Raw genomic sequence first — 1637 nt, forward strand, 5'->3', positions numbered from 1 at the left:
CGCTGGAGTCGCCCGGCGGGGAGCCGCTCGGCGTCCCCGGCGCCCCCCGGCCCGACGGCGCCGAGGCCCGCCTGCACCGCGGCGACCTGCTGCTGCTCTACACCGACGGCCTCGTCGCGCGGCGCGGCCGGGACCCCGCCGACGGCCTGGCGATGCTGTGCGCGGCGGCCGCGGAACGGCACGCCGCGCCGCCGGACGCCGTCGTCGACCACGTCCTGCGGTCGCTGGGCGCCGCCAACCCCGACGACGACATCTGCCTCCTCGCCGCGCGGGTGACGTGAGCGGGCACGGGAGCGGACACGGATGCGGGCACGGGCCGTCGGACCCGCGTGGAAGGATGTGCGCATGAGCGGGCTGATGCTGCTGGACACGCCGTCGCTGTACTTCCGCGCCTTCTTCGGCGTGCCCGAGTCGGTCACGGCGCCGGACGGGACGCCGGTGAACGCGGTGCGCGGGCTCGTCGACATGATCGCGCGGCTCGTCCAGGACCGCTCCCCCGACCGGCTGGTCTGCTGCATGGACGCCGACTGGCGGCCCGCGTTCCGGGTGGCGGCGCTGCCGTCGTACAAGGCGCACCGGGTCGCCGAGGACGGCGGCGACCAGACGCCCGACCCGCTCTCCGCGCAGCTGCCGATCATCGACGCCGTGCTGGACGCGTTCGGGCTGGCCCGCGCGGGCGTCCCCGGGTTCGAGGCCGACGACGTCATCGGCACCCTCGCGGTGCGGGGCGCCGCCGACGGGCCCGTCGACATCGTGACCGGCGACCGCGACCTGTTCCAGCTCGTCGACGACCGCGGCCCCGTCTCCGTGCTCTACACCGCGCGGGGCGTCCGGAACCTGCAGGTGATGGGCGAGAAGGAGGTCGCGGAGAAGTACGGCATCCCGGGCCGCTCCTACGCCGACTACGCGACGCTCCGCGGTGACCCGAGCGACGGGCTGCCGGGGGTCCCGGGCGTCGGCGACAAGACCGCGGCGGCGCTGGTCACCCGGTTCGGCTCCGTCGAGGGCATCCTCGCGGCGCTCGACGGGGGCGACGAGGGCTTCCCGGCGGGGGCGCGCAAGCGGATCGGCGCCGCCCGCGACTACCTCGCGTCGGCCGAGACGGTGGTCCGCGTCGTCACCGACATCGAGGCGCCGGAGCTGGCCGCGCTGGACGACCGCCTCCCGGCGGGCGCGCGGGACCCGGAGGCGCTGGTGGAGCTGGCGGACCGGTGGAACCTGTCGAGCCCGGTGAACCGGCTGCTGAACGCTTTGGCGCGCTGACCCCGGCCCGGGACGGGCGCGGCGCCGCCGGACGGCCACAACTTTCACCGAAAGTGTCGGATGACGCAGACCGGCCGTGCCCGCGGGTGCAGCATCGGGAACGGTAAGGGGCTTTCCTTGGCACATGCAGGCAGCACGCACATCGCCGCGAGGCCGGTCGTGACCCCCGTCCGGCCGCGACGGCGGCATGAACGGACCGGTGCCCGCGGCTTTGGGCCTCACCGCCCCACTCCCCCCACTGCCGCGGGTGCCGGTTCACGCGTCCGCCCGGCCGCGCGGCGGCGGGGCGCGGGCCCGGTGAGGGGACTCGGGTGAGCCGGGCGGCGGCCGCCGCGGCGAGCGGCGCGGGCGACGGCTTCTGGGACGCCCTCGGC

General features: G+C 76.8%; 2 protein-coding genes. Both read left to right on the forward strand.

Features of this window, described 5'->3' with window-relative positions:
* Positions 1-281: SpoIIE family protein phosphatase (locus tag ACFQ11_RS37675; RefSeq protein WP_378307734.1), on the forward strand; the 281-nt coding region annotated here is incomplete at its 5' end.
* 64 nt (positions 282-345) lie between these two features.
* A complete protein-coding gene (locus tag ACFQ11_RS37680; protein WP_378307736.1) occupies positions 346-1263 on the forward strand; it encodes a 5'-3' exonuclease in 918 nt (305 codons plus the stop codon).
* The last annotated feature ends 374 nt before the right edge of the window (positions 1264-1637 follow it).

This window comes from Actinomadura sediminis (genome assembly GCF_042675525.1).
In the GTDB taxonomy this organism is placed as follows: domain Bacteria; phylum Actinomycetota; class Actinomycetes; order Streptosporangiales; family Streptosporangiaceae; genus Spirillospora; species Spirillospora sediminis.

Bases quoted from the DNA above. Each gene is read 5' to 3' on its own strand.
- ACFQ11_RS37680 (WP_378307736.1), top strand. From the start codon at position 346: ATGAGCGGGCTGATGCTGCTGGACACGCCGTCGCTGTACTTCCGCGCC.